Origin of the sequence: Methylobacterium sp. WL64, from assembly GCF_008039945.1 — a bacterium.
Lineage (GTDB): Bacteria > Pseudomonadota > Alphaproteobacteria > Rhizobiales > Beijerinckiaceae > Methylobacterium.
Map to the genome: position 1 here is coordinate 18,077 of NZ_VRVA01000042.1, position 23,522 is coordinate 41,598.

Here is a 23,522-nt window from a genome sequence, read left to right on the forward strand (position 1 = left end):
GTCGCCGACGAGCCCCGCTTCAGCCTGCGATCAGATGCGGCACGAACCGTGCCCGGTCCGTGGTGATGCGGCGTGGCCCCTCGCGCAGACAGAGGCCGGAGGGCTCGTCCCCGACGATCCAACTGCCGACGAGCGCGTGGCGGCCATCGAAGGCGGGGAGTTCCGCCAGCGCCTGCCGCACGAAGCCTTCGCGTCCGTAGGGGCCCGCGTCGCGCTCCAGGAGCACGCCGTCGCGCACGAGCAGGATGTTGGCGCCCTCGCGCGAGACGAGCGGTTTCTTCGCGAAGGAGGTGCCCAGGGCCGCCTTGCCGGGATCGTCCTCGAAGTAGGTCGGAAGCAGGTTCGGGTGGCCGGGCGCCATCGCCCACAGATGGGCGAGCAGGCCCTTGTTGGAGAGCACGGCCTTCCACGGCGGTTCGACGAAGCGGGTGGGCGAAGCGCCGATTGCCGGGCCGAACGCGTCGGCGAGCAGCCATTCCCAGGGGTAGAGCTTGAACAGGGCGGCCAGCGGCCGGCCTGCGGCGTCGAGGAACCGCCCGTCCTCGGACAGGCCGACCGCCTCCAGCGGCACGAACGGCGCCGCGAGCCCGGCCTGCACGGCGCAATCCTGCAGGTAGGCCACCGTGCCCCTGTCCTCCGGCGCGTCGGGATAGCACGTGAACGCCAGGGTGCCGGGGAGCCCCATGGCGGCGAGGCGGGCGATCAGCCGCTCGTGGAGCGCGTTGAACTGGTCCGCCCCCGCGGGCAGGCGTCCCTGCGCGAGACCGTCCTCCAGCCAGAGCCACTGGAACACGGCGCTCTCGTAGAGGGCGGTCGGCGTGTCGGCGTTGTATTCGAGGAGCTTGGCCGGTCCGGTGCCAGCCCCGCCGTAACAGAAGTCCATCCGCCCGTAGAGGGAAGGGTCGCGCCGCCGGAAACTGTCCGCGATGGCGTCCCAGGCGTGCTCGGGGATCGCCAGGGAGGCGAGGATCGCACCGTCCGACACGGCCCGGTCGGCGAAGGCGAGGCACAGGGCGTGGAGCTCGCGCGTGGGCGCCTCGATGTCGTCCTCGACCTCGGCCAGGGTGAAGGCGTAGTAGGCGCTCTCGTCCCAGTAGGGTTCGTCGTCGAAGGTGTGGAAGGCGAAGCCGGCCCGCGCCGCATGATCGCGCCAATCGGGACGCTCCGGGATGGGCACGCGGCGCATCAGCCGCCTCCGAACCCGCCCGAGCGGCTGCCGGCCGAAGCGATCGCCCGCCCGGTCCCACCGAACCCGCCCTGGGACACCATCCGCGGTGCGGACGCCAGCGTGCGCGCCACGCTGGACGCGACGCGGGTCGCCGGACGGCCCGCTGCGGCGTAGACCCGGCCGCCCGAACCGGTGCAGTAGCCGCCTCCGCCGCGGCTGCCTCCGCCGGCCGCCTGGGTCTCCTCCACGTGCCGGTAGAGCGGCTGGGCCGGCAGGCCTTGTTCCAGCGTGCGCCCGATCATGTAGCCGGCCATCAGGGGCACGAAAGAGCCGGCTGCGTCCGGAGCGACCGTCTCTCCCGCCACGCAGCCGTCCGGACCGTGATGCGCCCGGCACGCCTCCGCGGTGGGGTAGCGCGGCGCTGTCGTGGAATAGGCGGCCTGGGCGGCCGCATAATCGGTCGTGCAGGCCTCCTCCGTGCGAAGCCCCTGGCCGATGCAGGCGGAAAGGCTGTCGTACACCAGGGCGTCCTCCTCCTTCTGGGAGGGATCCAGCCAGCCCAGTCCGAGCGCCGCCGCTCCGGCCCCGGTGACCAGGACGAGGGAGATCGCGGCCGAGCGCTTGCGCCGGCGGCTCTCGCCAGGGTCTTCTGCGGGCCCGACCGTGCGCGCGTCCGCCATCTCAGGCGGTCATCGAGGCGGCATTCACGAGGCCGCCCGCGAAGGACGCCGCGCCGAGGAGCACCGCGGCGGCCATCCGCCCGTCCTCGATGCGCCGCGACAGATCCGGCACCGCGAGGCGCACGAGCCAGTAGATCAGGATCTGCACGACGAGGGCGACGAGGCCCCAGACGATGCAATCGAGGATGGACTGGGCGTTGTAGATCGCCACCGAGAGCGGCAACGCGAAGCCGACGAGGCTGAAGCCCAGCGCCACCGCGGCCGCGGCCACGTCCCGCCGGATCAGCGCGAGCTCATTGTGGGCGGTGGCGAGCGTGTAGACGAGAAGGTAGAGGCCGATCAGTCCCCCAGCCGTCACGAGGTAGAGCAGGAAGGCGGGCAGACCCGAGATGGAGGTCATGCCCAAAGCCCTTCGGCGGGACCCGGCGCGGACCAGGGTGATGCGTCGGTCGGGTCGCCCATGGAGCCGTATCCGTCGAGGTTTCGCTCAGCCGCTCCGCAGGGCGTAGCATGCAGGCAGGAACGGTCACAATCGCGGGGCGGCAACCGCGGCTATGGGGCTGGACGATCGGCAGCGCGGCGTGTTCCCCGCCCACGCCGCCAAGTCAGACCGATGCGGACGCCGCCCCAAACCACACCCGCCACCAGCGTGAGCGCCATCAAGGGCAGCATCGCGACGACGACCCAGCCCATGAGCGCCATCAGCGTCAGGGGTAGACCGAGATCGATCCCGGCGATCACGCACGGATGGACGTCGTTCTCGCTCAACGTGCAGCCGGCCCCATTGCCCACGGCCAACGCGATGGCAAACGGTAGGGCGGGCAGCCAGACGGCGAGGCCGAGGCCGATCAGGACGCGGTCCACACTGCGCATCACAAGCATCGCCTCGCGACGGGTCGAACCGGAACCGAGCCGCCCGGCGGGATCGGCTTCACGCTGATGGGCGCGGACTTCGCAGGCCGGATGGCTGGCTTAGAGCAGACGCGGGCTTACCCCGCTGCCCCCTCCACGCCCCCTCCACGGCTTCTCAGCGCGGAGGGGTGAGATCCGGTAGCCATCCCGCACCCGCACCCTCGTCGGGAGGGCACGCGTCGTGACGGTGCGCCGGCACGGAACCGGCGCGCGAGCCGATTGACGGCGGGTACGAGGGTCACCGGCGCTTCGTCAGGCTGAAGATCGCGAAACCGGCCAATGCGGCGAGGCCCAGGGCGAAGGAGCGGTTGCCGTGCACGAAGTCGGCCGCCTGTTCCCCGGCCTGCCGGAGGTCGTTGCCCAGCGGCGATCCGGTCAAGATACGCTCGGCCCGTGCCTTGTTCTCTTCGCGCGTGTTGATCGAGACCTCAAACCCGTCGCCATGCCGCTCGATGTCGATGCTGTTGCGGGCAAACCCGGCACGGGCCAGGCGGTCTCGCGCCGATCGAGCGGCCTTCAGGGAAGGGACCGTTACCGAAGCCAGGGTGCTGTCCATCATCATGTTCTCCACGCAGCGCGGCGTACCGCGTCGGTGCCGACCGCGCTCTTCGGAAAGCAAACCCCCTGCGGCCGTTCAGGTTCGCGACGCCGCGACCCGGTGTCGAAGCCAAGCCGCAGGTGCCGCGCCCCGAGGGCCCACCGGAGGCCGGCACGCACCGCGAAGCCCGCGCGGGAGGCTCGCAGCCCGCCGATCTGATGCGGGTCTCGACGCGCCCGGCCCACGCCGCGCGCCCGATACGGATGAGCCCGGCGGCGGCCCGGAGTTCGCCCGGCCTCGCGCCGAGGCGCGTCGCTCCCTGGCACCGCGGGTGCAATCCGGGCCGCGTCTCGAAACAGATCGGGGGCCGCCCCAGGTGGACGCAAGACCGTATCCGGACGGATCGAACGCCGTGTCGAATCGCTGCCTTACGGTTTGCGGCCGAGCGGGATCGGAAGAGCATGGAGGCGGCGCGTCCGTCCCGGTCTGGGGCCAACACCCACCCGATCCGGACAGGTCCGGGTTCCTGGACGAGGCTGCGGCCAACCCGGGCCTGGCGCTCCGCCTGCGGGTGGCTCCGCACGGTGAACACGCCCGGATGGCCGCGCCGTCCGGTCCCTGGCAGACCATCGCGGTCTCGGCCGGGCTGCCTGCTGGCCGTCTCGCCGCCACCGCGCGCCGACAGGCCGACGTCCGGCGCTGGCTTCCGCGGCCACGTGGAAGAGATCCCGGATCCGGCCCCGGAAGGCCCCCCCCGCTGCTCGCCCGGGCTCGCTCATCCGCCAGAGCCGAAACCGTGAGCTGGCGAACCGGGAGGCCGATGTATCCCTGAAACCACAGCGTGTGTAACGTTATTGCATTCTGTCGTTGAGGCATTGACCCCCGGGGGCGCGGTGGCGAGTATCGGGCGGCCAAGGTTCCCGCGGGCTTCGGTCCGCGGGCGAAGATGGGAATTCGGTGCGCTCGTACGGGCAAGGCCGAAGCTGCCCCCGCAACTGTAAGCGGTGAGTCCCTGCCGCCCGTGGTCACTGATGCGTCGCATCGGGAAGACCAGGCCGGGATCGTGACCCGCGAGCCAGGAGACCTGCCTCGGCGCGACGACGACCCTCGGGCGGGGTGCCCCGGCGGAACGCAGGGACGGCGCGGCCCCGTGGGCCCGTCGCCCGCACGCGCTCACGCTGAAGCCTCCGGCTCGACAACCATGAGTGTGCCGGTGCCAGTCCGCCCGAAGCCGACCACGACCCATCCCTCCGCGAAAGCCCGGGGCCCGCGGAGCCGTTCCCGGTCTCCCTTCCGCCGCCAGAGCCCGCGTGTCGCCCTCGCGGCGATCCTGACGGCGGGCTCGCCGGCCGGCGAGACGCGGGCGCAGGAGAGCATCGCCCTGGAGGAGGTCTCGGTCGAGCATGTCGGCGGCAGCCCAGCCCCCGGTACGACGGCCGCGTCGGACAGCATCGGCCTGATCGGGCCGACGCCGGGCTACGGTGCGACCCGGGCCGTCAGCGCGACCCGGACCCCGACCCGGCAGATCGACGTGCCGCAGGTGGTCACCGTCGCCCCCCGGGAGGTGATCAGCGACCTCGCCGCCACCCGCGTCGATCGCGTGTTCAACTACCTCCCCGGCGTCGCGCAGCAGAACAATTTCGGCGGCCTGAGCCTGTTCAGCTACGCCATCCGCGGGGTGACGACCTCGGAGATCTACAAGAACGGTTTCCCGCTCAATCGCGGCACGCCCCCGCCGCCCGACGCCCAGAACATCGAGCGGATCGAGGTGCTGAAGGGCCCCGGCGCCGGACTGGTCGGGCGCAGCGATCCGGGCGGGCTGGTGAACCTCATCACCAAGCAGCCCACCGCCCAGCGCTTCGTCGAGATGGGCACCCAGATCGATTCGTTCGGGCTGACGCGCGGGACGGTCGATGCCGGCGGCGCGCTCAACGAGGATGGCACGGTCCTGTACCGGTTCAACCTCGCGGCCCAGGGCGCCGGCAGCTTCCGGGACTTCGTCAACAGCGACCGGCTGCTCGTGGCGCCGGTGATCAGCTGGCAGGTGACGCCGGATACCCGCGTCACGGTCGAGACCGAGTTCGTCAAGAACCGCATCGTGTTCGACCGCGGGGTGATCGCGATCAACAAGCAGCTCGGCTTCCTGCCGATCTCACGCTTCCTGGGGGAGCCGGGCCAGAGCACCTATCAGACCAACAACACCCTGCAGGTGCGCGTCGATCATCGCTTCGACGACGCCTGGCAGATGCGGCTCGCGACCTACCTCAACACGGGCGACCTGGCGGGCGAGTCGGCCGAGGTCCGTTCGCTCGCCGCCGACAACCGCACCGTGGCGCGCGACCGCAACGTGCGCGACTACCGCTGGGACGTGGCGATCGGGCAGGCCGAACTGCTCGGGCGCTTCGACACGGCCGGGATCGGCCACACGGTGCTGCTTGGGCTGGACCGCGAGAGCACCGACAGCCGGACGCAGTACTTCCGCTCGAATTTCCGCACGAGCCCCTTCGCGCTCGACATCTACGCGCCCGTCTACGGGCAGGCGCTGCCGCCGATCACCATCCCGCGCAACAACCTGGAGCGGGTCACCAACACCGGCCTCTACGCGCAGGACGAGATCGTCCTCACCCCGGAATGGCGGGCGCTCGTGGGGATGCGGGTGGACATCTTCGAGCAGTCCTTCCGGGAGCGGGCCCCGCGCAGCCAGGTCGATCAATCGCGCGTGGCGGCCTCGCCGCGGGCCGGCCTCGTCTACCGCCCGATCCCGGAATTCGCGCTCTACACCAATGTCGGCACGAGCTTCCGCCCGAATATCGGCCCCGACGCCGCGGCGGTGACGCGCGGCACGCCGCTCGCACCCGAGACCGGCCTCGGTTACGAGGTCGGCGTGAAGTCCGAGCTGTTCGACGGCAACCTCCTGCTGACGGCGGCCGCCTTCCGGGTCGAGCGCGAGAACGTGCTCACCCCCGATCCCAACAACAGCGGCTTCTCGATCGCGGCGGGCGCCGTGCGCAGCCAGGGGTTCGAGGTGACCGCGCAAGGTCAGTTGACCCCCGAACTGAAGGTGCTGGCCGGATACGTCTTCGCCGACGCGGTGGTGAAGAAGGACAACGTGCTGCCGGTGGGCGCGCCGCTGATCAACGTGCCGCGCCACTCGGGCAGCCTGCTCGCGGTCTACGAACCGCAGGGCGGCGACTGGAAGGGCCTCGGCGTCGGCGGCGGCGTGCGCGGCGTCGGCGAGCGGGCAGGGGATGCCGCGGGCTCGGGCTTCGTCCTGCCGGCCTATGTCGCGGTGGACGCCCTGGCCTATTACCGCTTCGACAACGTCCGCTTGGCCCTCAACGTCGAGAACATCTTCGACACGCAGTACTACGAGAGCTCGCTCAACGTGTTCCGCGTGTATCCGGGCTCGCCGCGGCGCTTCACCGGCTCGTTCACGGTTCGGTTCTGATGGCCCGCAGGGCCGAGGAGCCCGTCGCGCCGCCGGATCCCCTGCGCCCGGGGGATGCCGGCTGCCGCGCCCCATCCCCGCGTCGATCGCACCGCATCGGCTCGATCGACGCCCTGCGCGGCCTCGTGATGCTGCTGATGGTGGTCGATCACGTGCGCGAGTTCGTCTACCTGCACGCCCAGGTTCGCGACCCGATGGATCTCGGCGTGACCCCGGCCGGCCTCGCCTGGACGCGGATCGCCTCGCATCTCTGTGCCCCGGTCTTCATCCTGCTGACCGGCCTGTCGGCGAGCCTGTACGGCCGGACGCATGGCGGGCGGTCGGCGACCGCCGCCTTCCTGCTGAAGCGCGGCCTGCTCCTGATCGTGCTGGAAGTGACCCTCGTCAGCTTCGCCTGGACCGCCAGCCTGCCGCCGCCCATCCTGTACCTGCAGGTGATCTGGGCGATCGGCATCGGCATGATCGCCCTCGCGGGCCTGCTCTGGCTCCCGCCGGTGGCGCTGCTGGACGTCGCGCTGGCGATCATGCTCGGGCACAACGCCCTCGACGGGATCGCCGTCGCGCCGGACCAGGCAGGCTACGCCCTGTGGTCGATCCTGCACCAGCGCGGGCTGATCCCCCTGCCATGGGGCGCGGCCCGGACCTCGTACCCGGTCCTGCCCTGGATCGGGGTCATCGCGGCCGGCTACGCGCTGGGACCGTGGTTTTGCGGCGCCGTGCCGGCGAAGGACCGGCAGCGCCGGCTGGTCGTTCTCGGCGGGGTCGCGCTCGCGGCCTTCGTCGTCCTGCGCGGCCTGAACGGTTACGGGGATCCCGTACCCTGGCAGTCCCGCGCGACGATGGTCGACACCGTTCTGGCCTTCCTCAACCTGACCAAGTATCCGCCCTCCGCCGACTTCCTCCTGGCCACGCTCGGCCTCGGGCTCGTTCTGCTGGCGCTGTTCGAGGGCCTCCCGGCGGCGATGTCGGGTTGGCTGCAGGTCTTCGGCGGTGCGCCGCTGTTCTTCTATCTCCTGCACCTGCTGCTGTTGCGCGCCCTGCAGACCGCCGCGGCCGCGCTCGGTCTCGTCGCGTCCTCGGGGCGGATCGAGGTCGGCTCCCCCGCGCTGATCTGGCTGATGGCCGCCGCGCTCTCGCTGCCCCTCTACGCGGCCTGTCACGGGATGATCGGGCTCAAGCGCCGCGCGTCCTGGCCCGGCCTGCGTTACCTGTGACGAGGCACAAGGAACGCAAGCCCGCAGCAGCGTCGCCGCCTTGCGGTCACGGCTCCCCCCCGACGTGCGGGACACGATGCCACCAACCGTGCGCTTGCTCGTATCGGTGCGCGAACCGGAGAAGCATCCCCTCGGCGAAGGGCCGGGCGGCGATTTGCAGGCCGATCGGCAGGCCGCGCCGGTCGAAGCCGCAGGGCAGCGCGATGGCGGGCAGCCCCGTCAGATTGAACGGGTAGGTGAGGCGCCAGGACGCCGCCAGCACGCTCTCCTGCCGGCCCGCGAGCGCCACGGTCGCCTCGTCGGTCCGCCACGCGGTCAGCGGCGAGGCCGGAGTGACGATCACGTCCGCGTCGTCCAGCGTGGCGGCCATCTCGGCCATGATCAGCCCCCGGGCCTGCTCGGCCCGCAGGTAGTCCGGACCGGTCACGAACCGGCCCATCTCGACGAGGTCGCGGACGTCGTCGGCGAAGCCCGCCACGTGGCCCTGCGCGAGGCTGCGGTCGTGATAGGCCGTGGAGGACGCCAGCTCGATGGCGTAGATGGCGCCGAGCCCGTAACGCAGGGCGGGCACCGTGACGTCCCGGACCGTGCAGCCCTGACCGGCGAAGAAGCGGATCGCATCCTCGACCGCCGCGGCGACGTCCTCGTCGACCGCCTCGAAGAAATGGTTGCGGATCACCGCCACCCGCAATCCGCCGACCGGCCCGTCGAGCCCGGCCGTGTAATCCGGCACGGGCACGGAGGCGGCGGCAGGGTCGGCCGGATCGGGGCCCGCCAGGACCTGGAGCAGGAGCGCCGCGTCGGCCACCGTCAGGGTGAGCGGCCCGGCATGGTCGAGGGACCAGGAATGCGGGACGATCCCCGTGCGGCCGATCCGCCCATAGGTCGGCTTGAGGCCCACGACGCCGCAGAGGGCCGCCGGGATCCGGATCGAGCCGCCGGTATCCGAGCCGAGCGCCGCCGGACACAGCCGGGCTGCCACCGCCGCCCCCGATCCGCCGCTGGATCCGCCGGGCACCCGCGCGAGGTCCCAGGGGTTGCGCGTCGGCGGCGTGACCATGCCCCAGGCGAATTCGTGCATGCGCAGCTTGCCTAGGATCACGGCGCCGGCCGCCCGCAGCCTTGCGACGCAATGGCCGTCCTCCCGCGGGAAGGTCAGGGCGTCGACCGAGGTGCCAGCCCGGGTCGGCAGGTCGGCGGTCGTGTAATTGTCCTTGATGCCGATCGGGATGCCGTGGAGCGGCCCGCGCGGCCCCGTCCGGGCGATCTCCTCGTCCGCCGCGCGCGCCGCGTCGAGGGCGGCCGAGGACAGGCACACGAAGCTCTGGAGGTCGCCGTCGAGGCGCCCGATCCGGTCGAGGTAAGCCCCGACGAGCGCGACGCTTGAGAGCTCCCGCGCCGCTATCCGCCGGGCGAGCTCCGTGATCGGCAGGGACCAGATGGCGTCAGTCATGGGGCACCCGGCGATAGGGGAGGCTCGGGTCGAAGACGACCGGGGGATGGACCGCCGCGAGGTCGAGGTCGCGCAGGGTCCGGATCTCGGCCAGGACCGGCGCGAACTGCGCATGCAGGTGCGCGACCCGTGCGGCCGCCTCCGGGGGCAGGCCGACGATGTCGTGCAGCGGGTCCAGCGCGCCCGCGGCCGCCGCACCGGGCCGCTCGCCGGGAGACCGAAGGAGCATCGCGGCGACATCCTCCGGCAACGCGCCGGCCGGCCCCTCCCGCCGCGGCATCCCGGCCACGAAGGGCACGAGCTGCCGCCGGGCCACGGCGAGGACGCGGCGCAGCTCGGCCACGGGGGCGGCATGCTCGTCGACGCGCAGGTCGAGGCACGGATAATCCTCGCGGGCGACGATCTTGAGCGCCGCCGATTGCTTGCCGCGCCGATCGCCGCCCGCGTCCTCGCCGGCTTCGAGGACGCGCATCAGCCGTTCGTCGAGGTCGCAGGCGGCGCTGCCGGCGAAGGCCTCGGCCATGGCGTCGATCACCCCGGGGGCGGCCAGCATGTTGCCCTGCACGGCGTATCCGGCTCCGGTGCGGTGCCCGGCCTGCGCCGTGCAGCCGGCACCGGTCCAGGCGGCGGCCGCGCCGCCCGCATCCACCAGCCCGATCTGGCGCAGGTCTGGCCGGTCGTCGGTCTCGAGCGCGGCCGCGAGGGCCGCGTCCGCTTGCTGCCCCCCGGCGAGCCCGTCGAGGATGCGCAGGGCGAGGTAGGGGTTCACCCAGGATTGGGTGGTGACGGCCCCGATCCCCGCCCGGATGTACGGGCAGAGGCCGCCCACGGCCGGTACGGCGCTCGCCACCGCGACGCCGAGCTGCCCGGTCCGGGGACACCGGGCGGCGATGGAGAAGGTGTTGAGTTCCATCATGCCTCACACCGCGAGGTGGTCGATGACGCGGGCCTGCGCATCCGGGCCCTTGGCCGAGCCGCTGTCGACGATCTCGCCGAGCTTGAGCACGGCGTAGCGGTCGGCGAGGCCCAGCGCGAAGGCGACGTGCTGCTCCACCACCAGCATGGACAGGCCCGAGGCCCGCTCCGCCAGGAGCACGGCGCGCAGGCGCTCGACCATCGAGGGCTGCACGCCCTCGGAGATCTCGTCGATCAGGAGCAGGCGCGGGCGCAGCATCAGGGCGCGGCCGAGGATCAGCATCTTCTGCTCGCCCCCGGAGAGCGTGCCGGCGCGCTGGGCGAGCCGGTCCTTCAGGAACGGGAAATGGCCGAACAGGCGCTCCAGCGCCTCCGGCAGGTGCCGGTCGGACGGCACCGCGAGGCGCAGGTTGTCGCGGATCGACAGGTCCTGGAACAGCGGCTGCTCCTGGGGGGCGTAGCCGACGCCGAGCGCCACGAGCTTGGCGGGGGACAGCCCGGAGAGCCCCTGTCCGGCGATGGTGATCCTGCCCCCGCGCAGGGCCACCATCCCGAGGATGGTCTTCAGCAGCGTGGTCTTGCCCATGCCGTTCTTGCCGAGGAGGGCGACGATCTCGCCCGCTCCCACCGCCAGGGACACGCCCTTCACGATCGAGACGGCGCCGTAGCCGCTCGCTACGGCATCGAGGTCGAGGGCGGCCCCCGACGGCGCGGTGCGTTGCGCGGCCTCAACCATGGGCGCCTCCCGAATAGATGGTGCGGACCAGCTCGGAGCCGACGACCGCGTCCACGGTGCCGTCGAGAACCAGGCGGCCCTGGTGCAGCACCACGATCCGGGACGAGATCTCCCGCACGAAGTCGAGGTCGTGCTCGACCAGGACGGCGGCGATCCGGCGCCCGGCGGTCAGCGCCTTGAGGACGGTCCCGATGGTAGTGCGCTCCGCCTTGGTCAGGCCGGCGGTGGGCTCGTCGAGCAGGATCAGCCGTGGCTCCAGCGCCACCACCATGGCGAGTTCCAGGGCCTGCTTCTGGCCATGGGACAGGAGGCGCGCGGGCTGCGTCAGCAGGCGGTCGAGGCCGGTCATCCGCAGCACGTCGAGGGCCGCCTGCGGCAGGCCCAGCGTCGGAGCCCGGCCGACCGGGTTCAGCCCGTCGTGAGGGGCCCGCGCGAGCCGCAGGCAATCGGCCACCGACAGGCTCTCGAAGACGCTCGCCACCTGGAACTTGCGGCCGACCCCGAGCCCGACGATCCGGTTCGGCGTCAGGCCGGAAATCGCCGTGCCGCCGATGGCGATGGCGCCGGTGAACGGCTCGGTGCCGTCGCTGAGGCAGCGCATCAGCGTGGTCTTTCCGGCGCCGTTGGGGCCCACGAGGCTGACGAGTTCGCCCGCCCGGATCTCCAGGTCGATGCCTTCGAGCACGGTCAGGCTGCCATAGGCTTTGGCCAGGCCTTCCACCTTGAGGATCGGCGCATCCGTCGCGATCGCGGCGGCGGTGGCGTCCCGCGCCACCAGGGCGGGGGCGGCGGGCTCCGTCCGGCCGAGCGGCAGCGCCCGCCACAGCCGGCCGGCGAGGTCGGCGAGCCCGCCCGGCAGCAGGATGATGATCGCCACGAAGGCCGTCCCCAGCAGGAGCTGCCAGAGGAAGGGCAGGTCGCCGGAGAGGTTCGCCGCGAGGTAGTCGATGGCGATCGTGCCCAGCACCGGGCCGAGCAGCGTGCCGCGGCCGCCGAGCGCCACCCAGATCACCAGTTCGGTGCCGAACAGGAAGCCGGCATTCTCGGGGGCGACCACGCCGGACGCGTTGGCGAACAGGAACCCTGCGAGCCCGGCCACGGCGGCCAGCGCCGCGGTCAGGAGGATCTGCAGGCGCCGGGGGTTGAGGCCGAGATAGGCGCAGCGCGCCTCGTTGTCGCGCAACGCCACGAGGGCGCGCCCGGCATCCGACCGCACCAGGATCCAGGCCGCCAGCGTGACGGCGATCAGGAACAGGGCCGTGAGGCGGAAATAGCCCTCGCTCTCGAAGGGCAGCACGTCGAACCCGACGAGGCCGCTGCTGGAGCCGGTCCACTCGCCGCCCGAATAGATGAGCTGCGTCACGACGATCGGGACGACCAGCGAGATCACCGAGGCGTAGAGCGGCGTCGAGCGGTGATAGAAGGACAGCCACCCGACCGCGAGGCCGAGCAGGGCCGGCGCCGCGACCGCGGTGGCGATGCCGGCCGCAATCCCGAGCGGGGTCGCCCCGTAGGCGCCCAGGATCATGGCGGCGGCGTAGGCGCCAACGCCGAAGAAGGCGGCCTGGCCGAAGGTCAGGATGCCGGCAAAGCCCCAGAGCAGGTCCACCGTGACGGCGAGCACCGCGTAGATCATCGAGCGGGTCAGCACGTTGACCGCGAAGGTGTCGAGGAACGCCGGCGCGATCCAGAGGGCCGAGGCCGCCACCGCCGCGACCACGAGGGGCGCCGTCCGGGCGAGGCGTCGACCGGAGAGGGCGGCGCGCTCCGTGGCGGGGATCGTGTCAAGCACGGGAGAAACCTTTCGGGCTGACGCGCAGGACGAGGGCCGCGAGCACCGCCACGGCGATGCTGCCCAGGATCGGGCTGACGAAGGTGCTGATCAGGACCTGCGCGGCTCCGAAGACGAGGCAGGCCGCCGCGAGCGCCAGGAAGGACGCGTCGGCGACCATCACCAGCATGAAGGCGCCGATCAGCCAGCTCACCCCCATGTTGGGATCGACGCTGGTCAGCGGAGTCAGGAGGACGCCCGCCAGCGCCGCGAGGCCCGCGCCGATCATGAACACCACCAGGCGCACCCGCCCGGTATCGATGCCGAGGCTGCGGGCCAGGGTCTCGTTCATGATCACGGCCCGGGCCGACAGGCCGAGCCGCGTCCGCTCGATGGTGAGGGCGAACAGGATCCCGATCGCGAGGGCGATGCCGAGGGCCACGAGCCGGTAGGCGGAATAGTCGACGCCGAGGAATGCGACGGTGCCCGAGAACAGGTTCGGGGTGAGCTGGACGTCGCGGCCGAAGGCCAGGGTGATGAGCTGGCCGAGCACGATCCCGAGCCCCCAGGTGGCGAGGATCGCGTCCAGCGGCCTGCGGTAGAGGGGGCGGATGATGAAGTGCTCCGCCAGGCCGCCGAGGCCCGCGCCGACCACGAAGGCCAGCGGCAGCGCCGCCCAGGGATTGAGCCCGAGCCTGGCCGTCACCACGGCGCAGTAGGCGCCGATCGTCAGCCACGCCCCGTGGGCGAAATTGATGATCTTGAGGACGCCGAAGATCGCGAGGAGGCCGATCGAGACCACGAACAGGATCGCCGCGGTGGTCAGGATGTCGAGGATGAGCAGCATCGCAGCTTCCGGATGGGCCGGCGTCGTCGCGCGGCGTAAGCGGATCGGCCCGACGGCCGATCCCGGACGCTCCCTCCCCCGGGAGGGAGGGAGAGGCGCATCACGTCACGGCAGCTTCGGGCACTGCTCCCCGGGGTCGACATCCTTGAAGGTGCCCGCGACCTTGACCGATCCGTCCGCCTGGATCTGGCCGAGATACATGGTCAGGGGTGCGTGGTGCTGCTTGCTCATGCGGATCGTGCCCCGCGGCCCGGTCACGCTCACGGTGGGCAGGGCCTCGAGCACCTTCGCGGTCTCGGTCCCCCCCGCCTTCTCGACGGCGGCCTTGTAGAGGTAGATCGCCTCGTATTCCGGCACCGAGAGATCGTTGGGCGTCCGCAGCTCGGCGCCGAACTTCTTCTTCATGGCGGCCAGGAAGGTCTTGTTCTCCGGGCTGTCGATCCCGGTCACGTAGGAGGCCGACAGGTAGACGCCCTCGGCGTCGGCGCCCATGCTCTTGGCGGTGCCCTCGTCCAGCGCGAGGTTGGCGAAGGGCAGCGACACGCCGGCGCCGCGCAGCTGCTTGGTGAGCGTGACGTTCGGCGCGCCGCCGGCGGTCGAGGTGACCAGCGCGTCGGGCTTGGCCTCCTTCAGCTTGGAGATGATCGCGGTCCAGTCGCTGCCGTCCATCGGCAGGTATTCCTCGCCCACCACCTTGCCGCCGGTCTTCTCGGCGTAGGTCTTGGCGAAGCCGAGCATGCCGCGCCCGAACGCGTAGTCGCTGCCGATGAGGAAGTAGGTCTTGGCGCCCTTGGCCTTGAAGGCGTCGATCACCGGTGGCACCTGCTGCTCCGGCACCCAGGCATCCACGAACATGTTCTTGTTGCAGGAATGCCCCTCGTAGAATGAGGTGTAGATGTACGGCACGCGGCCCTTGGTGACGGCGGGCAGGCCGGCGTTGCGGGCCGCGCTCGTCTCCATGGAGATCAGAACGTCGACCTTCTTCTGGTAGATCAGGCCGTCGAAGGCCTTCTGGGCGCCGGCCGCGCCGGAGGCGTCGTCGGCCACCTCAAGGACGAGCTTCCGGCCGAGCACGCCGCCGCCCGCATTGATTTCTTCGACCGCGAGTTCGGCCGACTGCACCACCGATGGCGCGACGACGCTGTTGGCCCCCGACAGGCCGATCGGCACGCCGATGACGATGGGCTTTTCGTCGGCGGCCTGCGCAGCCGAGGCCGCGAGCACGAGCGCAGCGGCCGTGCCGATGAGAGAACGTGTCACCATGAATGGGCTCCTGGGAAAGACGCGGTGGCGGCGGGGTCAGCCGTAGATGTCGGTGCGGCGGTCACGCAGGAGGGAATTGAACGCGTTCAAATCCTTGCGGCCGGCTTCGTCGAGATCGACCACGGCCGAGAGGGTCTCGGTCCGGTCGCGGCTCGCCGGGCCGGCCAGCGGCCAGCCCTTGGGGCCGATGATCAGGCTCTGCCCCTCGAAGGGCTGGCCGCGCTCGGTGCCGACCCGGTCGGCGCAGGCGATGAAGACGCCGTTCGCGTGAGCAGCGGCCCGGTGCAGGGTGTTGGCCATGGCGGCCTCGCCCGCGGGCTGGTCGGGCATCGGCACCCAGTTGGTCGGGATGCAGACGATCTCGGCGCCCGCGAGGGCGAGCTGCCGGAAGGTTTCGGGGAACCAGCCATCATAGCAGATCGCGATCCCGATCTTGCCGAGCGCCGTGTCGAAGACCGGGAAACCGAGGTCGCCCTTGGCGAAGAACACGTTCTCCTGGTCCCAGAGATGCGCCTTCCGGTAGGTGCCGATATAGCCCTGCGGCCCGACGATCACGGCGGCGTTGTAGAGGACGCCGTCCCCGCGCTCGGCGATGCCGGCCACGATGTGGACGCCGAGTTCCGCCGCGAGCGCCGTCCAGGCCCGGGCCGTCGGCCCGTCCGGCACCGGCTCGGCGAGGGCGGCCGCCTCCGCGTCGGATTCGAATACGTAGCCGGTGCTGGCGAGCTCGGGCAGGACGATCAGCCGGCTGCCCTCCGCCACGGCGGCGCGGATGAGATCGGACGCCTGCGCGATATTGGCCGCGACGGCACCGAATTGCGGTTCGAACTGGATGCAGGACACCCGTAACGGCGGGCGTGCGGGATCGTTCGCTTGGATCATGATGGCTCCAAAACGCAAAAAGCCCCTGGGCGCGGACGTCATCCGCGGACCAGAGGCTCCAAAGCCGAGATGTCATGCAGCAATGCTGCTGCGGGGCAACCTTGCCCGATAAGACTACGATACGCGCCTGAAGACGGGTCGCAAGGTGATATTTGCGGCAGGTTGCTGCATTCAGGTCTTTTCCGCCAACGCGATGCGCAAGCCGAGGCCGCTCATCGCCTCGTGGGCCGAGACGACGCTCTCGGCCACGCTCGCCATCGGCACGCGGGACGCGGTGGCACGGTCCCGAAGCATCTTGTAGGCGGCCTCCTCGTCGATCCGGTTGAGCTCCACGAGCAGCCGGACCGCCTTCTCGACGGTGCGGCGGCCCTTCATGGTCTCCTCCAGCCGGTTGATCTTGCTGATCAACCGGCCCTCGTAGCCGCGCCGATAGCGGGCCAGGGCAAACTGGGTCAGCACCCCGCGCGGGTGCAGCGGCTTGTTCAGCACCCCGTGCGCGTTGACGTCGGCGATCGCCTTCAGCGACGTCGGGCTCTCGTAGGCCACGATGGCGATGACGGCGGGCTCGATCTCCTCGATCGACGGCAGGAGGTGCATCACCTGCGCGTCGTCGAGCTGGATGAACAGCGTGTCGATGTCCGGCGGTAAGGCCGCCGGCGGCGGCCAGGCGAGGGAGACCGCGCAGCCGAGGCGCCGGAGTTGCTCCAGAAGCGCGGCGCCCTCCTCGTCGCTGGGATGGATGACCAGGGCTCTCGCCCGCCTCAGGTCGTCCAGGATCCTGCGGGCGGGCGCCGTCACGCGGCCATCCCCTCGTCCAGGCAGTTCGTCTCGAACCGGGACCAGGCGAGGTACGGATCGGGCCGCACCGGTCGGCGCGCCCGCCAGACGACGTCGAACTGCCCGTCGGCGCGGGCGACGCCGATGCCGGGGGTGAGCCAGACGTGCCGCGTCTCGCCATCGAAGGCGAGTTCGCCTTCCGGTGCCGCGAGGCGCTGCCGCAGAGCCGCGGCGCCGAGGCGCTCGGCATCGAGGGTGCCGGCCTCCGCCAGGGCGCGGGCGAAGAGATGCACCTGCGCGTAGGCGGTCTCAGACCACATGCTGGTCGGGCGCTCAGACCCGAACCGGGTCTGGAAGGCGGTGACGAAGCGCCGGTTCTCCTCGCCCACGAGGGCCGCGAAATACGAGGCTGCCAGGACGTGGCTGCTGCACAGGTCCGGGCCGATCGCCCGGATCTGGCCCTCCGCCAGGGTCAGGCTGGCGATCGGGCAGCGCCGCCGGTCGATCCCCGATGCGGCGTAGGCCCGGTAGAGCCGCTCGGCGCCGCGCCCGACCACGGTCGAGAACACCGCGTCCGGCGCCGCGTGGCGGATCTCGGCGATCATGTCGACATGGGCCGCATCGTCGGCGTCGAGGGGGGCGTAGAGTTCGCCGACGATGGTCCCGCCCTTGGTCTCGACCAGATCGCGCATCACCCGGTTCGACTCGCGCGGGTAGATGTAGTCGGACCCGATCAGGAAGATCCGGGGGCCATGCTCCTGGAGGAGGTAGTCTGCCAACGCGAAGACGTTCTGGTTGAGGGTCGCACCCGTGTAGATGATGTTCTCCGAATACTCGAAGCCCTCGTAGATCGACGGGTACCAGAGCAGGCCGTTGTGCCGCTCGACGGTGGACAGGACCGACTTGCGGCTGGCCGAGAGCGAGCATCCGAAGATCACCTCGGCCCCGTCCTCGGCGAGCATCCGTCGGGCATAGGACCGATACGCATCGTTGTCGCCGGCCGGATCGTAGCAGATCGGTTCGATCGGCCGCCCGAGCACGCCGCCGGCCGTGTTGATCTCCTCGATCGCCAGGGCCGTGCCGAGGAAGTGCTCGGTCTCGGTGATGCCGCTAACCCCGCTGCGTGAGAACAGGACGCCGACCCGCCATGTCGCTTCGTCCTTGCCTGCCATGGCATCCCCACCCGTGCTGAAGGCCGCCCGCCGGGCGACCGCGCGCGCCCCGTCCTAACGCAGTCGCGACAGCCTTGGAAACCAAGGCGCCGGGGCGACAGGTGCGCGGGGGGCGGGACCGGGAGGCGGGATATGGCGCTCCTGCACGGCCGAAGCCATCCCGTGCAGGAGCGCGGCCCCATCGGCCACGCTATCCGTGGTGGGGCAGCCGACCGCGAACCGATTTTACCGTGCGACCACCGCGTGGGGGCGATCAGGGCATCCCGGCCACCAGGGTGCGGGCGCTGGTCGGCCCGCCACCGGGCGCTGCCATGGGGTCGTTCACGGCGTGAGCGCGCGCCGGTAGATGGCGATCAGGGATTGCGCGGCGAACTCGATGTGACGGCGCAGGTGGTCGGCCGCCCGGTCGAACCGGCCGGCCTCGCACAGGGCGAGGATTTCCCGGTGCTCCCGGTCGGCGCGGGCGACGTCGCCGGAGGCCGAGAGCTGCAGCCGGGTCGGGCGGTCGCAATCCTGCAGCAGGCTGGCCACGATGGTCAGCGAGCGCGGGCGACCGGCATGCCGCAGCAGGTCGAGATGGAAGCGCTGGTTCAGCTCGCCCCAGCGCAGGATCTCGCCGGCCTCCAGGGCGGTGCCGTATTCCTCGGTGAGGTCGCGCAGGCCCTGGAGGTCCTGCTCCGACAGGCGCGGCGCCGAGAGGGCCAGCAGTTCCGGCTCGAGCCGGACGCGCAGGGCGAAGATGTCCTCGACCTCCTCCACCGACAGGCCCGAGACCACGGCCCCGCGATGCGGCATGATCTTGATCAGGCCGGTGGCTTCGAGCTGCAGCAGCGCCTCGCGGATCGGGATCCGGCTGATCCCGAACTCCTCGGCGAGCGCGTCCTGGCGCAGCTGCGTGCCGGCCGGAAACTCGCCGGTCAGGATCCTCTGGCGCAGGGATTCCGCGACGGCCGCGGCCACGGTCTTGTGGCGCAGGCGGTCAGGCACGGAGCGAGAGGGCACCGCAGTCAGCATCGGGGCCTCGACCGGACGGAGCTCACGGGCACAAGCCGGGCGCGCGGTTGGCGCGGATGCCGGACGCGGGCGGGCGTGCGGCGCTGGGGATTCTCGATCGGTGTCCTCATCGGGCGACGCGGCCCTGCGCGACGGATGCCCTGACCCGCAGGACGGTTCCAACGTCGGTCGACACCGCATCCCTCCCATGACGCCCGGGGATCGGTCCGATCGACGCCGGAAGCAGACGCGCGTCGATCGATTCGGGTCCCGGCCATCCCTGGAAAGGTCGGGTCATCAAGAGTTTTGATCTCGTCAGATACAATCGTGCGAGTCAAGAAACTTTGTATAAAATCATTCAACGTGTAGCAGCCGTCGGGACATGGTCGGATTGCGGTTGTCCCGCGCTCTTGCCGGACCGGCATTCAACCACGTTAGAATTTCAGCCCCGCAGGCCTGCGATGGCCGGTCGTGCCGCCCATGGCGGCGGCCTTATCCCGGCGCCGGACCGGCCCAGGGCGCCTGGGCGAGCGTCTGGCCGAGATAGCCCAGCAGCGCGGTGATCCGGGCCGGCCGCGGGTCGCCGGGGGGCGTCACGAGGTGGAGCGCGATCGGGGGCGGCGACCAGCCTGGCAGGACCCGCTCGAGCCGCCCGGCCTCCAGGTCGTCCCAGATCATGAAGTCCGGCTGCAGGGCGAGGCCGAGCCCGGCCCGGAGCGCCGGGGCCAGCGCCTCGGCGTTGTTCGCCCGCAGCTGTCCGCCGGGCACGATCACGGCCTCCGCGCCGGCCGCGTCGATGAAGCGCCAGCGGTCGGGGGTCGGCAGGTAGGCGTAGCCCAGGCAGGCGTGGCGGGCGAGGTCGTCCGGATGTCCGGGCCGCCCGTGCCGGTCGAGATACGCCGGCGTCGCCACCAGCGAGCGCCGGATCGCGCAGAGCCGCCGGGCCCGTAGGGAGGAATCCGGCAGCGCCGCGATCCGCAGGCCGATGTCGAAGCCGCCGCCGACGAGATCCACCACCGCGTCCGACAGGTGCAGGTCCACCGAGACCGCCGGGTGCTGCCGCAGGAAATCCGGCAACAGCGGCGCCACGTGCATCACCCCGAAGGTCATCGGGGCTGCGAGGCGGACCAGGCCGCGCGGCTCCGCGGCGCCCGCCACGGCCTGCGCCTCCGCGGCCTCGCCCTCCGCCAGGATCCGGGCGGCGCCGGCCTTGGCGGCGTGGCCGGCCTCCGTCAGGGCGAGCTTGCGCGAGGTGCGGTTGAACAGCCGCGCGCCGATCCGGGCCTCCAGCCGGCCCACCGCCTTCGAGACGGTGCCCTTCGACAGGCCGAGGTCATCCGCAGCCCGGCCGAACGAGCCCACCTCCACCACCTTGGCGAAGACCGCCCAGGCCTCGAAATCGGGGAGCCGCATGGGTCTCATTCCGGAAACGATGGGTTTCCAGCGTTTCTATTTTCGGATCCGATGGCAAGGGCCAGATTGCCGTCATCGACACACGTCCACCGCGCTTCTCGCGGCGGCCTCTCGGGAGACAGCGTCATGGTGCAGTCCGGCCTCCACCACGTCACGGCCTTTTCCGGCCCGGCAATGCGCAACCTCGACTTCCACACCCGCGTGCTCGGACAGCGGCTGGTGAAGAAGACCGTCAACTTCGACGATCCGGGCACCTACCACCTGTATTACGGCGACGCGTCCGGGCAGCCCGGCACGATCCTGACCTTCTTTCCGATCGCGCACGCGGCCCCCGGCCGGGTCGGGATCGGCGAGACGCAGGAGACCGCGTTCCGGGTGCCCCGGGGCTCGATCGGCTGGTGGACCCACCGGCTGATCGAGAAGGCCGTCGCCCACGAGCCGCTGGTCCAGGTGTTCGGTGCGCCGACCCTGCGCTTCCGGGATCCCGACGGGATGATGCTGGCGCTGGTGGGCGTCGACGGCGCGGAAGCGGAGCCCGCCTGGGCCTCGGCCGAGGTGCCGGCCGAGCACGCGATCCGCGGCCTGCACGGGGTGACGCTCCTCCTGGAGACGGCACAGGGAACGGCCGCGATCCTCACGGAGGTGCTGGGCCTGCGCGAGGAGGCCCGCGAGGGCAACCTGATCCGGTTCGCCGGCAGCGCGGCGCTCGGCGGCTTCGTGACACTCCGGGCGGTGGGCGGCTTCCTGCCCGGCCGGCAGGGGGCGGGCTCGGTCCACCACATCGCGTTCCGGGCGGCCGACGACGCCGCGCAGGCCGCGATGGCGGAAAAACTCGCCGGGCTCGGCCTCCAGGTCACCGAGCAGCGGGACCGCCAGTACTTCCGGTCGGTCTACTTCCGCGAGCCCGGCGGCGTGCTGTTCGAGATCGCCACCGATGCCCCCGGCTTCGCCATCGACGAGCCGGCGGAATCCCTCGGCACCGCCCTGAAGCTGCCCGCCGGGCTGGAGCCGCACCGGGCCCAGATCGAGGCGGTGCTGCCGAAGGTCGCCTGACCAAAACCTCCGCTCCGGACGAACGGAGCGGAGGCGCCAACCATGCCACCCGTGAGGTCGCCATGACCCAAGATGCCCTCGGCTTGATCCACCTGTTCGAACCCGGCGCGGCCGACGCCCCGCCGCTGCTGCTCCTGCACGGGACCGGTGGCAACGAGCACGATCTCCTGCCGCTCGGCCGGATCGTGGCCCCGGGCGCCGCCCTGCTGTCGCCCCGCGGGGCGGTGACGGAGAACGGCATGCCGCGGTTCTTCCGGCGCCTGGCCGAGGGTGTGTTCGACGAGGCCGACCTGCGCCTCCGCACCGCGGAGCTCGCCGCCTTCGTGGCCGCGGCGCGGAAGCGCTACGGGCTCGCCGCCCCCGTGGCGCTCGGCTTCTCCAACGGTGCCAACATCGCCGCCGCGCTGCTGATGCTGGCGCCTGAGGTGCTGGCCGGCGCCGTGCTGATCCGCCCGATGGTGCCGCTCTCCGAGCCGCCCGTCGCCGACCTGGCGGGCAAGCCGGTGCTGATGCTCTCCGGGGCGATGGATCCGATCGTCCCCGCCGAGAACGCCGGCCGGCTGGCCCACCAGCTCACAGCGGCCGGCGCCGCGGTGGCGCACCGGGTCGTGCCGGTCGGCCACGGCCTGTCCCAGGCCGATGTCGGCCTCGCGGCGGACTGGATCCGCGGCCTCGCCCGACCGGGCGCGGCCTGATCCGCGCCAACGTCCCCACCTTGAACCGGAGTATCGCCATGGCTTCCCCGATCGCCCCCGCCGCCGCCGCCGTCGCCGCCCTCTTGCCGGTATCCGGCCGGCTCCTGATGAGCGCCCTGTTCCTGGTGAGCGGGGTCGGCAAGCTCGCCGCCCCGGAGGCGACGCTCGCCACCATCCGGGCCGCCGGCCTGCCGCTGCCGGAGGTCTCGTTCGCGGCTGCCGCCCTGGTGGAGGTCCTGGGCGGCCTGCTGCTGATCCTCGGCTACCGGACCCGGCTCGTCGCCCTCGGGCTCGCCGGGTTCGCGGTGGCCACCGCCCTGACCTTCCACACGGCGCTGGCAGACCCGAACCAGATGTTCCATTTCCTGAAGAACCTCGCCGTGGCGGGCGGCTTGCTTCAGGTCGCGGCCTTCGGGGCCGGCCCGTTCAGCCTCGACGCCCGGCAGGGCCGGATCTGACCGGGCGCCGTCACCAGCACAGGGACCAGGAATGACCACGACCGACGCGCCGCTCGCCCTCGGGATCATCGGCGCGGGCATCATGGGCGAGCGCCTGATCGCCGCCCTCCACGGGGCGCCGGATTCGCCGGTTCGGGTCGCCGCCCTGTGGGATCCGTCGCCGGAGGCCCTGGCCCGGGTCGGCGCGGCTTTCCCGGCGGTGCCGCGGGTTAACGACGCCGCCGCGGTCGTAGCGGCGAGCGCCTGCGTGTACGTCGCCTCGCCGCCGGCCTCGCATCTCGGCTACGCCCGGGCCGCGCTGGCCGCTGGCCGGACCGTGTTCTGCGAGAAGCCCCTGGCGGTCGACCTCGCCGAGGCCCGCGCCTTCGTGGCGTCCGCGGGGGCGGCCGGGGCGGTGAACTTCCCGTTCGCCTCCTCGCCCGGCGTGGCGGCGCTGCAGCGCTGGATCGCCGACGGCGCGGTCGGGACGCCCCGGCGGCTCACCATCGCGGTGGCCTTCGCTCGCTGGCCGCGCCCCTGGCAGGCCGACGCGGCGCGCTGGCTCGACGCCCGGGCCGAGGGCGGCTTCACCCGCGAGGTGGTCTCGCACTTCCTGTTCCTCAGCCACCGCCTGTGCGGGCCGCTCCACGGGCTCGCCGGCACGGTCTCGTTCCCGGAACCCGGCCGCTCCGAACGGGCGATCGACGTGACGCTCACGGCGGGCGACGTCCCGGTCACGCTCACCGGCCGGGTCGGCGGGGTCGCGGAGGACGACCGCAACACCTGGACGCTCGAAGGCGATGCCGGCGCGATCCGCCTGCGCGACTGGGCCATCGCCGAGCGCCGCGCCCCGGACGGGACCTTCATCCCGGCCCCCGACGCGCTGCCCAACGCGGAGGTTCGCCCGATCGCGCTGCGCCGCCAGCTCGACGGCGTCGCCCGCATGACCCGCGGCGAACCCCACCATCTCGCCACCCTCGCGGAAGCGCTCGCCGTGCAGGAGGTGGTGGAGGGGATTCTGGCGCTGTGAGGTTTTGGAGGTCGGCGGGCCGAGATGTTCCGACTCGCTGCCGGATGAGGGCTCAGGCCAACCCCGGGCACCTCTCCCTCCCCCCTCTGCGGGGGAGGGTGGGCCGGCCGTCAGGCCGGGTCGGG

Annotated in this window: 22 protein-coding genes and 1 riboswitch; of the genes, 6 read left to right on the top strand and 16 right to left on the bottom strand. The window is 71.9% G+C overall.

Features of this window, described 5'->3' with window-relative positions:
• Nucleotides 1-19: 19 nt before the first annotated feature.
• From FV242_RS17810 to FV242_RS17830, 5 genes are all read right to left on the bottom strand, one after another.
• On the bottom strand, nucleotides 20-1,186 hold the full coding sequence (locus tag FV242_RS17810; protein WP_147939852.1) for a glutathionylspermidine synthase family protein: 1,167 nt from the start codon (nucleotides 1,184-1,186) through the stop codon (nucleotides 20-22).
• The gene (locus FV242_RS17815) at nucleotides 1,186-1,848 is read right to left on the bottom strand and encodes a DUF1190 domain-containing protein (RefSeq protein WP_147939853.1); all 663 of its coding nucleotides are present in this window, start codon (nucleotides 1,846-1,848) and stop codon (nucleotides 1,186-1,188) included. Before FV242_RS17815 ends, FV242_RS17810 begins: the two co-directional genes overlap by 1 nt.
• Nucleotide 1,849: 1 nt before the next feature.
• On the bottom strand, nucleotides 1,850-2,248 hold the full coding sequence (locus tag FV242_RS17820) for a DUF350 domain-containing protein (RefSeq protein ID WP_147909894.1): 399 nt from the start codon (nucleotides 2,246-2,248) through the stop codon (nucleotides 1,850-1,852).
• A gap of 152 nt (nucleotides 2,249-2,400) precedes the next feature.
• Nucleotides 2,401-2,721, bottom strand: a complete 321-nt coding sequence (locus FV242_RS17825; protein ID WP_147909893.1) for a hypothetical protein — start codon at nucleotides 2,719-2,721, stop codon at nucleotides 2,401-2,403.
• A gap of 277 nt (nucleotides 2,722-2,998) precedes the next feature.
• A complete protein-coding gene (locus FV242_RS17830; protein WP_147909892.1) occupies nucleotides 2,999-3,319 on the bottom strand; it encodes a hypothetical protein in 321 nt (106 codons plus the stop codon).
• An 876-nt stretch (nucleotides 3,320-4,195) separates the two neighbouring features.
• A riboswitch (cobalamin riboswitch) is annotated at nucleotides 4,196-4,405 on the top strand.
• A 106-nt stretch (nucleotides 4,406-4,511) separates the two neighbouring features.
• Between FV242_RS17830 and FV242_RS17835 the strand changes: the two genes are divergently transcribed.
• Together FV242_RS17835 and FV242_RS17840 are read left to right on the top strand one after the other, a co-directional pair.
• Nucleotides 4,512-6,746, top strand: a complete 2,235-nt coding sequence (locus FV242_RS17835) for a TonB-dependent siderophore receptor (RefSeq protein WP_246692757.1) — start codon at nucleotides 4,512-4,514, stop codon at nucleotides 6,744-6,746.
• On the top strand, nucleotides 6,746-7,960 hold the full coding sequence (locus FV242_RS17840) for a DUF1624 domain-containing protein (RefSeq protein ID WP_147939854.1): 1,215 nt from the start codon (nucleotides 6,746-6,748) through the stop codon (nucleotides 7,958-7,960). Before FV242_RS17835 ends, FV242_RS17840 begins: the two co-directional genes overlap by 1 nt.
• A 46-nt stretch (nucleotides 7,961-8,006) precedes the next feature.
• Here FV242_RS17840 and FV242_RS17845 read toward each other — a convergent pair whose 3' ends face one another.
• From FV242_RS17845 to FV242_RS17895, 11 genes are all read right to left on the bottom strand, one after another.
• Entirely contained in the window at nucleotides 8,007-9,413 is a 1,407-nt protein-coding gene (locus FV242_RS17845) for an amidase (protein WP_147939855.1), read from the bottom strand.
• On the bottom strand, nucleotides 9,406-10,329 hold the full coding sequence (locus FV242_RS17850) for a DUF1028 domain-containing protein (RefSeq protein WP_147939856.1): 924 nt from the start codon (nucleotides 10,327-10,329) through the stop codon (nucleotides 9,406-9,408). The genes FV242_RS17845 and FV242_RS17850 overlap by 8 nt, the downstream gene beginning before the upstream one ends.
• A gap of 3 nt (nucleotides 10,330-10,332) precedes the next feature.
• Nucleotides 10,333-11,064: an ABC transporter ATP-binding protein gene (locus tag FV242_RS17855; protein WP_147939857.1), complete on the bottom strand. Its 732-nt coding sequence runs from the start codon at nucleotides 11,062-11,064 to the stop codon at nucleotides 10,333-10,335.
• Nucleotides 11,057-12,856, bottom strand: a complete 1,800-nt coding sequence (locus FV242_RS17860) for an ATP-binding cassette domain-containing protein (RefSeq protein WP_147939858.1) — start codon at nucleotides 12,854-12,856, stop codon at nucleotides 11,057-11,059. Before FV242_RS17860 ends, FV242_RS17855 begins: the two co-directional genes overlap by 8 nt.
• Complete coding sequence (locus tag FV242_RS17865) at nucleotides 12,849-13,682, bottom strand: branched-chain amino acid ABC transporter permease (RefSeq protein ID WP_147909886.1); 834 nt, start codon at nucleotides 13,680-13,682, stop codon at nucleotides 12,849-12,851. The genes FV242_RS17860 and FV242_RS17865 overlap by 8 nt, the downstream gene beginning before the upstream one ends.
• A gap of 105 nt (nucleotides 13,683-13,787) precedes the next feature.
• Nucleotides 13,788-14,945, bottom strand: coding sequence for a substrate-binding protein (locus FV242_RS17870; protein WP_187278469.1), 1,158 nt, complete (start codon nucleotides 14,943-14,945; stop codon nucleotides 13,788-13,790).
• A 36-nt stretch (nucleotides 14,946-14,981) separates the two neighbouring features.
• Nucleotides 14,982-15,827, bottom strand: coding sequence for a nitrilase family protein (locus FV242_RS17875; RefSeq protein ID WP_147939859.1), 846 nt, complete (start codon nucleotides 15,825-15,827; stop codon nucleotides 14,982-14,984).
• Between the two features lie 171 nt (nucleotides 15,828-15,998).
• Nucleotides 15,999-16,625 (bottom strand): ANTAR domain-containing response regulator, encoded by a 627-nt coding sequence (locus tag FV242_RS17880; protein WP_147909883.1) that lies wholly within the window; start codon nucleotides 16,623-16,625, stop codon nucleotides 15,999-16,001.
• Nucleotides 16,622-17,776 carry a transporter substrate-binding domain-containing protein gene (locus FV242_RS17885; protein ID WP_147939860.1) on the bottom strand — a complete coding sequence of 385 codons (1,155 nt, stop codon included), beginning with the start codon at nucleotides 17,774-17,776 and terminating at the stop codon, nucleotides 16,622-16,624. Before FV242_RS17885 ends, FV242_RS17880 begins: the two co-directional genes overlap by 4 nt.
• A gap of 321 nt (nucleotides 17,777-18,097) precedes the next feature.
• On the bottom strand, nucleotides 18,098-18,790 hold the full coding sequence (locus FV242_RS17890; protein WP_147910915.1) for a GntR family transcriptional regulator: 693 nt from the start codon (nucleotides 18,788-18,790) through the stop codon (nucleotides 18,098-18,100).
• 471 nt (nucleotides 18,791-19,261) lie between these two features.
• On the bottom strand, nucleotides 19,262-20,182 hold the full coding sequence (locus tag FV242_RS17895) for a LysR family transcriptional regulator (protein ID WP_147910916.1): 921 nt from the start codon (nucleotides 20,180-20,182) through the stop codon (nucleotides 19,262-19,264).
• Between the two features lie 126 nt (nucleotides 20,183-20,308).
• Between FV242_RS17895 and FV242_RS17900 the strand changes: the two genes are divergently transcribed.
• The 4 genes from FV242_RS17900 to FV242_RS17915 all read left to right on the top strand — a co-directional run bounded on the left by FV242_RS17900 (nucleotide 20,309) and on the right by FV242_RS17915 (nucleotide 23,397).
• On the top strand, nucleotides 20,309-21,235 hold the full coding sequence (locus FV242_RS17900) for a ring-cleaving dioxygenase (RefSeq protein WP_147910917.1): 927 nt from the start codon (nucleotides 20,309-20,311) through the stop codon (nucleotides 21,233-21,235).
• A gap of 62 nt (nucleotides 21,236-21,297) precedes the next feature.
• Nucleotides 21,298-21,930 (top strand): alpha/beta hydrolase, encoded by a 633-nt coding sequence (locus FV242_RS17905; protein WP_147939861.1) that lies wholly within the window; start codon nucleotides 21,298-21,300, stop codon nucleotides 21,928-21,930.
• A 38-nt stretch (nucleotides 21,931-21,968) separates the two neighbouring features.
• Complete coding sequence (locus tag FV242_RS17910) at nucleotides 21,969-22,388, top strand: DoxX family protein (RefSeq protein ID WP_147939862.1); 420 nt, start codon at nucleotides 21,969-21,971, stop codon at nucleotides 22,386-22,388.
• Between the two features lie 31 nt (nucleotides 22,389-22,419).
• Nucleotides 22,420-23,397, top strand: a complete 978-nt coding sequence (locus tag FV242_RS17915) for a Gfo/Idh/MocA family protein (protein ID WP_147939863.1) — start codon at nucleotides 22,420-22,422, stop codon at nucleotides 23,395-23,397.
• Nucleotides 23,398-23,522: the final 125 nt, after the last annotated feature.